Genomic DNA, 7,478 nt, shown 5'->3' with positions numbered 1-7,478 from the left:
AAGCATACCAAATAAAGCGGATAAATGCACACTTTAATAGCCATGAGTTATTAATTCGAAAAGAAAAAGTATCGAACGATGGTTAGAATAACTGGAATGAAGATGATCCAGCAAATGGATACGTTTATACCAGCTCTTGCAATGGATTGATTTTTCTTGTAATAATTCGTTGGTGTGCTCGTCGAGAACAATTGCTTTGTTCTTTTCAACGAGTGAACAAAGAAGTTGACTGAGATGCCACTTCGAACGGTTTACTATTTATTTTTATATTGTTTGTACTGTTGGCAATGACGAGCGTATACAGTCCCTTTTGTTGATTAAATTAAAAAGTTATTCAACTAACGCACCTGTTAGTTCTATAAGCAACCTCGATAAGTAAAAAAAACAAACACTTTCTATCTAAAGAAAGGTTTGTTAGATAAGACTAATTATTTTAATTTAAGTATTATTTTTCCTTTTGCTCTTCCCGCCTCTGCATACTCCAATGCTTTTTGGGCATCTTCGAAAATAAAAACTTTATCAAGTGTAGGCTTAATCACTTCTGACTCTAACATTTCTGTTAAAATTCTCAACTGCTCTCCACTATGCTTCATAAAAAGAAACGTATATTGGACATTATGTTTTTTTTCTAGCTTCGTAAGTTTATAACTTGCAATTGAAAATAAGGTTTTTTTAAATGAGCTAAATCCGTTTTCTTTAGCAAAGCGACCATTCGGGATTCCAGATATAGAAACAATCTTTCCTCCTTTTTTTAATGTTACAAATGATTTCTCTAACGTCGCCCCCCCAATGGTATCAAGAACTGCGTCGTAGTCACGAATCGAATGTTCGAACTTTTCTGTCTTGTAATTAACAATTTCGTCAGCGCCAAGAGATTTTACTAAATCACAACCATCACTAGCTGTAGTTGCGACAAAAGCACCCATATGTTTTGCAAGTTGGATAGCAAATGTTCCTACTCCCCCTGATCCTGCATGTATTAATATTTTATGTCCTTTTTCAATTCGCAGAATATCATGTAAAGCTTGGTAGGATGTCAATCCGACTAGAGGGACGGAGGCTGCTTCTTCAAAACTTAAATTTTTAGGTTTTAATGCAATATCTTCTTGGTTAACAGAGAGAAATTCAGTAAAAGTTCCCATTTTATTTGCTCTAGGTCGACCATATACCTCATCACCAACTTTAAACTTCGTGACACTAGTACCTACTTCAACAATTTTTCCAGAAAAATCATTTCCTAAAATTAACGGCATCTTGTATTTCAATAATAATTTTAATTCACCTTTTCGAATTTTTGTATCAAGAGGATTTATACTTGCCGCATATATCTCAACTAAGACCTCGTCATTATTTATTTTGGGCATAGGGAAGTCTAAAAAATTTGGTTTTTTACCGTAGTTTTCAATTGCTAAAGCTTTCATTACAATCCTCCTCATTTTTATTTAACTCACATGTATCTTTTCATATCGAACATAAGAAAAAAGATTATGAATATCCCTAGATGGGATATTCATATTAAATAAACTATTTTAAGAAAGGATAGTCTGTATAACCTTCTTTTCCTCCTGCATAGAGCGTGTTTTTATCAGGTTCGTTTAGGGGAGCACCTGATTGAATCCGTTCTACAAAGTCTGGATTAGCTAGTACCCAAGTGCCTACTGTGACAACATCTGCAAGATTATTATCTATATCAGACGAAAGTTGATCTAGAGGACGACCTGGACGGTTAACAAGAAGTGATTGATCCCAAAGTTGACGCACATCTTTTAGGAATTGCTCGTTTCCAAAGTGCATTAAATGTAGATATGCAAGGTTAAGCTTATTTAATTCACTTATTAAATAGCGATACATCTCAAGGCTATTTTCCCCCTCATCAATGCCTTGCAGTGTTCCTTGAGGAGAAAAACGGATGCCTGTTCTTTCTGCTCCTATTTCATCAACAACTGCTTTAGCTACTTCAATAGCGAATCGAGAACGACCCTCAATCGTACCACCGTATGCATCTTGACGATGATTGGAGTTTTCACTAAGGAATTGTTGGATCAGATAACCATTCGCTCCGTGAATTTCAACTCCGTCTGCACCAGCTTCAATTGCTGAACGTGCTGCTAAACGAAACTCATTGATAACATCTTTTATCTCAAGCTCACTCAATTCTCTTGGTGTTGGAATTTCTTTCATTCCTTCTGCCGTGAAAATTTCTACACCAGGTGCAATAGCTGATGGTGCAACTGCTTGGCGGTGGTGAGGTGTGTTATCAGGGTGTGATACACGTCCCACATGCATAAGCTGAACAAAAATATGACCGCCTTCACTATGAACTTTAGAAGTTACTTTTTTCCACCCTTTAATATGATTTTCTGTATAAATACCAGGTGTATTAGTGTAACCTTGCCCATCATCTGAAGGTTGGGTTCCTTCGCTTATAATTAAACCGACTGAAGCACGCTGACCATAGTACTCTGCTACTAAATCGCTCGGCGTACCATCTGGTAAAGCTCTACTTCTAGTCATCGGAGCCATACCTATACGATTTTTTAAGTCAATGTTTCCGATACGAACTTTTTCAAATAATCTGCTCATATGAATACTCCTTTTTAATAAGAATTAGAATCAAGAAATGAATTTACGTGTTCTGCAAATAGTTCTGGAAATTGAAACAGATGCCCGTGACCAGAATCAGGATATATAATCAACTGTGCTTTGGGTAATTTCTCTGTTAAGATATAACTGTTTTTAGTCGGTACCATCACATCATTAACACCATTAGTAACAAGTACAGGGTGTTTGATGTTTTGTAACCATTCATAATCATGATTAGATTTTTGTTTAGCCCATTTTGCAATGGCTTGTAATTGTGCCTCTTTTACTTGTTCTGAACTGTTTACTTTTTTCTGATTAAAAATTCTTTGTAGTGAAGCCATTCCTGCAGATTTACTTGTTTCGGTTTGTTCGTAGAAAAAGAACATAAAATCATTTATTCCATCTTCTTCCGTTCCGCCGTGACGATTCATTCTTTCAAAAATCTCTGGATTTGGATTAATACCAGATTCAGGCGAAGTACCTGCCATAATAATTTTTCTTACTAAATCTCCTTCTTGTAAAGCTAGCTCTTGTGCAACCATGCCACCAATGGAAAAACCAAGAATGTCAACTTGTTCTAATCCAAGAGTTTTTATAAATGTTGCTGTATCTTTTGCCATATCAGCAATTGTAGTAGGCGTTAGTCCATCGGTCTCACCAACCCCTTTATTGTCAAATAAGATTACTGGGCGTGTATTTGCAATAGGTTCAAGCATGTTTGGATCCCAGTTTTCCATCGTTCCTCTAAAGTGAACAAGAAATACTACTGGTATACCATCTTGTGTACCAAATTTTCTATATGCGTAACGAGTTCCATCTGCTTCAATAAATTCTGATTCTGTTGGTATTTTAAAGTTTGTCATCTTTGTGATTCTCCTTAGAAATTAAAAAACGATTTTATAAGTATGCATTATGATGGTTTGTTTCATACTGATTTTAGAATGAGCGTTCTAAAAAGGGTAAAAAAAGAAAGCTAGTCCAACACTGAAAGTGCTAGAGTGATGATGCCTTCTAATTCTTTTTTATTGTAATTAGTTTTTATTAGTACTCTTATACCTACCAAATTGTTGTGTAAGAAACGAGATGTGTTATCAGAATCGATTTCTTTTGATAGCTCTCCACTAGTTTGGCCCCGTTTTATAAGGTCATTAAACATATCTTCAGTACGGTTAAACATTTTTGTAACTATGCGTCCAATTTCTTTGTCCAACAAAGATAATTCAATGGCTGTATTTACTGATAGACAACCTTTTGGGTATTGTTCAATGGAATTCAGTATGAAAATAAAAACATCCCGTATCGCCTGTTTAATGGATGAAGTGCTGCTAATTATGCTTTCCATCTCATTGACGATGAGCTCTTCATAGTGATTAAGGGAAGCTAAAAACAATGAACGCTTGTCACCAAATGTGTCATACATACTCCTGCGGTTTATCCCCATATGATCCACCAAATCTTGCATGGATGTTTTTTCATAACCCTGTTCCCAGAAAAGCTCCATTGCTTTTCTTAATACTGCTTTTTCGTCAAACTCTTTACTTCTAGCCATTTTATTTCTCCTTAAAAAAATCCATGAACCAATACTAACAAAAACAAATGTCATAATCCATTATAGAATGAACGTTCTAAAATAAACACATGAATTTCAAACCATGATTAAATAATATTCTTTTTAGAACGATTAGTAAAGAATTATAAATAACCAATAATTCCCAACACATTTGCTACATATCACAATATTATCCATTAACTTTCACTTAGGGGTACCGCCAAACATTTCTTCTATTCGTTTAGTTTCTTCAGGATTGTTTTCTTCCACTGTATCGATTAATAGATCAAACTCTTCTACAGATGCACTCATACCAAATAAACAAGAAACAGCAATTAGAACCATCTGAGCCCTTACTCAACCAAACTGCCATTTTGTTGAATAAAAAAAGCCACCTGTATTGGCAGCTGCTATTTAACTCATGCATGCGTTAGCCACCCATGAAGCTCAAAAACGGAGCTTCACCACAGTGAATGAAAATGTATTGAATCCGACCATACTGATTCTAAGGCTAGGAGAAGAAGGTCGATCAACTATGGTGCCATAGAGCCCACGCGTTAGTCTGACTCCAACGACCACGGTGCACCACTGACTGTTGCTCCCTTGCGGGAAGCACTAATAGTAGATTAATCCTAATCTGATTGTTGCACTAGCCTCCATTTATGAGCCTAGAAAGGAAGATTTCAATGGATGTAATCATTGAAAGAGCGTGTGGTTTAGATGTTCACAAGGACAATATCACTGCTTGTATCATGACATCAGAAGGAAAGGAGGTCCAAACATTTTCAACCAAGACTATTTTTCTATTAAAGTTATTGGACTGGATTAAAGAGAATAATTGTACTCATGTAGCGATGGAAAGTACCAGTGTTTATTGGAAGCCTATTGTTAATTTACTTGAGTCCGAAGGTATCGAGTTTTTAGTTGTGAATGCCCAGCATATGAAGGCACTTCCAGGACGAAAAACTGATGTTAAAGACGCCGAATGGATCGCGCAACTTCTTCGCCATGGACTACTCAAAGCTAGTTTTATTCCAAATCGGAATCAACGAGAATTAAGGGAACTTGTACGCTATCGTCGTAGCATTATTGAAGAACGTGCAAGACAACTTAATCGGATTCAGAAGGTTTTAGAAGGGGCTAACATTAAACTTGGTTCTGTTGTTTCAGATATCAAGGGTGTTTCTTCACTGGACATGCTTCGTGCAATTTCACATGGTGAAGATGATCCTGAAAAACTAGCAAACTTCGCTCGTGGTACGTTGAAAAAGAAAAAAGAGGAGCTTGAATTGGCACTTCGGGGCTACATTCAACAACATCAACGACTAATGTTAAAAACGATTTTAACTCATATTGATTTCCTAACAAATCAAATAGAAATGTTGGATCAAGAAGTCGCAAATCGAGTAAGTTCCTATAAAGAAGATGTTGAACGACTTGATTCAATTCCTGGAATCGCTACAAGGATGGCTGAACAAATTCTATCTGAAATTGGCACCGATGTAGGAAATCAATTTCCTACCGCAGCACATCTATGTTCATGGGCAGCACTGGTTCCTGGACATAACGAAAGTGCAGGTAAAAGGAAATCTAGTAAATCTAAAAAAGGAAATAAATATTTAAAATCGGCATTAACAGAAGCAGCCCAATCAGTAAGAGGATCCAAAAACTATCTTGGTGCACTGTATAGACGTACAGCTGGACGAAAAGGAAAAAGTAAAGCTGCAATCGTTGTCGCCCATGCGATGTTAAGAATTGCATATTACCTTTTAACCCGAAAAGAAATGTATGTCGACCTAGGCGAAGATTATTTTGATAAACAAAGACAGGAATCAATTGTCCGCCATTCGGTACGAAGATTAGAAAACTTAGGCTATTCCGTATCAATAACTGAAGCCTCTTAATCTATTTGATCAGTCCATAAACACCAACAATAAGTCGCTCCTCTTTTTTTTAAAAAACGAATGAGCTGCTTCTATTTAGTATTGCCTTTTTATCGAATTTACAGAAGTTTATTTTCATAGTAGTTGAATAAGGTTAAAAAATTAATTATTATCTGGATCATATTTTTTAAGATATTTTCTCCAAATAAATGAATAAATTAGCATACCGATTATTCCGCCAATAAATTCATAAAGTCCTAAAAATTTAAATATCATTCCAAATACTAAAATAGATATACCACCAAATACAATTTCTAACAAAATGAATATATTGCGGTTCATTATAATACCTCTAGTTTTTATAATAATTATGATTCACTATTCATTGGATAACCACCTGGAAATCTACAACTATCGCATGCGTTAGTTTAAGTGTAATTCTTCACAATTTTTATTTTCTTTATTTCACTTTTTTTGTTTAGCACTAAAAATACTAATACCAGATACTACACACAGCAATAACAGTAATAATAATCTTAACCAATCCATTGTAAGCCAAAAGTCACCGCCATTAACAATATTAGGGCTTAAACCGGACTCATCAACAAAAATACCTAAATTCCAAAATAACTTAAGAGAAATAAGTAATGAAAAAAAGCTTAATAAAAATACTGTAATCGATAATTTCCGTTTTCCCATTGTAAAACCCCCTATGTGAAAAAAAATTTTTACTAAAACCCCTCTAATTTTACCATAAAATACCATAATCCTTATGCAACTAAACTGCCATTTAGTGCCATAAAAAAATCGACTAAACAGCCGATCTTGTTATTCAACTAAAGCACTGCGTTAGTGAGATAACAATTCTTCACAAACTCACAAATTGCATTTCTTAATCGTTGAAGCATTTACCAGACTCAATTGTAGTAAATATTTGTGTGTATAGAGCCTTAATGTTATTTTCGTTTACCTTGTCATTATAAAGATAATATCCGCAATATTGATATTTTCCGTTACCCAAAATACCTGTTGCATAACTTTGGTCAACTCTATCAGGCGCATCTTCAAAGGAGAGTTGTCCATTTATAATTGCTTCGAATGATTTTGTTGAATCAATAAAGAAGAAAGGAATACCAGAACTTTTATAAACAGCTTCGTATTTACTATTGGCAGCTTCGGAATGATTTTCCTTCATAATAAAAACGGCATCAAGTTCTGACGAAAGTTTTTTGTTTTCTTCTATTTTATTAAAATTGATTTTTTTGAATTTCACATTCTCTTCTCTTACTTTCGGATAATTACCTATAACACCAATGATTAAATTTTTGCCATTATATAGAGGTGTGTAAACGGTATCGGAATTACAGCCAGTTAACATAATTGATATTAGTAGTAAAACAGGAAAAATCTTCTTCATTAAAATAGACTCCTTTTATGTATATAATTGGTTAGTTTATATTCAG

General features: G+C 34.8%; 9 protein-coding genes. 1 reads left to right on the top strand and 8 read right to left on the bottom strand.

Features of this window, described 5'->3' with window-relative positions; all coding sequences use genetic code 11:
- Positions 1-428: 428 nt before the first annotated feature.
- From BED47_RS12110 to BED47_RS23730, 5 genes are all read right to left on the bottom strand, one after another.
- Entirely contained in the window at positions 429-1,421 is a 993-nt protein-coding gene (locus BED47_RS12110) for an NADP-dependent oxidoreductase (RefSeq protein ID WP_069033885.1), read from the bottom strand.
- 103 nt (positions 1,422-1,524) lie between these two features.
- Positions 1,525-2,583, bottom strand: coding sequence for an alkene reductase (locus BED47_RS12105; RefSeq protein ID WP_069033884.1), 1,059 nt, complete (start codon positions 2,581-2,583; stop codon positions 1,525-1,527).
- A 14-nt stretch (positions 2,584-2,597) separates the two neighbouring features.
- The gene (locus tag BED47_RS12100; RefSeq protein ID WP_084006895.1) at positions 2,598-3,446 is read right to left on the bottom strand and encodes an alpha/beta fold hydrolase; all 849 of its coding nucleotides are present in this window, start codon (positions 3,444-3,446) and stop codon (positions 2,598-2,600) included.
- Between the two features lie 110 nt (positions 3,447-3,556).
- A complete protein-coding gene (locus BED47_RS12095; protein WP_069033882.1) occupies positions 3,557-4,132 on the bottom strand; it encodes a TetR/AcrR family transcriptional regulator in 576 nt (191 codons plus the stop codon).
- 204 nt (positions 4,133-4,336) lie between these two features.
- On the bottom strand, positions 4,337-4,477 hold the full coding sequence (locus tag BED47_RS23730; protein ID WP_175403493.1) for a hypothetical protein: 141 nt from the start codon (positions 4,475-4,477) through the stop codon (positions 4,337-4,339).
- Between the two features lie 341 nt (positions 4,478-4,818).
- On the opposite strand from BED47_RS23730, the gene BED47_RS12090 reads away from it, so the two are divergent.
- The gene (locus tag BED47_RS12090) at positions 4,819-6,036 is read left to right on the top strand and encodes an IS110 family transposase (protein WP_069033881.1); all 1,218 of its coding nucleotides are present in this window, start codon (positions 4,819-4,821) and stop codon (positions 6,034-6,036) included.
- Positions 6,037-6,177: 141 nt separating this feature from the next.
- Here BED47_RS12090 and BED47_RS12085 read toward each other — a convergent pair whose 3' ends face one another.
- The 3 genes from BED47_RS12085 to BED47_RS12075 form a co-directional block, all read right to left on the bottom strand.
- The gene (locus BED47_RS12085; RefSeq protein WP_069033880.1) at positions 6,178-6,357 is read right to left on the bottom strand and encodes a hypothetical protein; all 180 of its coding nucleotides are present in this window, start codon (positions 6,355-6,357) and stop codon (positions 6,178-6,180) included.
- A gap of 123 nt (positions 6,358-6,480) precedes the next feature.
- Positions 6,481-6,714: a hypothetical protein gene (locus tag BED47_RS12080; RefSeq protein ID WP_069033879.1), complete on the bottom strand. Its 234-nt coding sequence runs from the start codon at positions 6,712-6,714 to the stop codon at positions 6,481-6,483.
- A 193-nt stretch (positions 6,715-6,907) separates the two neighbouring features.
- On the bottom strand, positions 6,908-7,432 hold the full coding sequence (locus tag BED47_RS12075; RefSeq protein WP_069033878.1) for a hypothetical protein: 525 nt from the start codon (positions 7,430-7,432) through the stop codon (positions 6,908-6,910).
- Positions 7,433-7,478: the final 46 nt, after the last annotated feature.

The sequence above is a fragment of the Gottfriedia luciferensis genome (assembly GCF_001712755.1).
Classification (GTDB): Bacteria; Bacillota; Bacilli; order Bacillales; family Bacillaceae_G; genus Gottfriedia; species Gottfriedia luciferensis_B.
Note: the sequence above shows the minus strand (reverse complement) of the source record. Positions and strands in the feature narration are given on the sequence as shown.

What these genes read in the sequence shown, in the direction of transcription:
- BED47_RS12090 (WP_069033881.1), top strand. Translation starts at nt 4,819, where the DNA reads ATGGATGTAATCATTGAAAGAGCGTGTGGTTTAGATGTTCACAAGGAC.
- BED47_RS12075 (WP_069033878.1), bottom strand. Translation starts at nt 7,432, where the DNA reads ATGAAGAAGATTTTTCCTGTTTTACTACTAATATCAATTATGTTAACT.
- BED47_RS12110 (WP_069033885.1), bottom strand. Translation starts at nt 1,421, where the DNA reads ATGAAAGCTTTAGCAATTGAAAACTACGGTAAAAAACCAAATTTTTTA.
- BED47_RS12080 (WP_069033879.1), bottom strand. Translation starts at nt 6,714, where the DNA reads ATGGGAAAACGGAAATTATCGATTACAGTATTTTTATTAAGCTTTTTT.
- BED47_RS12100 (WP_084006895.1), bottom strand. Translation starts at nt 3,446, where the DNA reads ATGACAAACTTTAAAATACCAACAGAATCAGAATTTATTGAAGCAGAT.
- BED47_RS12085 (WP_069033880.1), bottom strand. Translation starts at nt 6,357, where the DNA reads ATGAACCGCAATATATTCATTTTGTTAGAAATTGTATTTGGTGGTATA.
- BED47_RS12105 (WP_069033884.1), bottom strand. Translation starts at nt 2,583, where the DNA reads ATGAGCAGATTATTTGAAAAAGTTCGTATCGGAAACATTGACTTAAAA.
- BED47_RS12095 (WP_069033882.1), bottom strand. Translation starts at nt 4,132, where the DNA reads ATGGCTAGAAGTAAAGAGTTTGACGAAAAAGCAGTATTAAGAAAAGCA.
- BED47_RS23730 (WP_175403493.1), bottom strand. Translation starts at nt 4,477, where the DNA reads ATGGTTCTAATTGCTGTTTCTTGTTTATTTGGTATGAGTGCATCTGTA.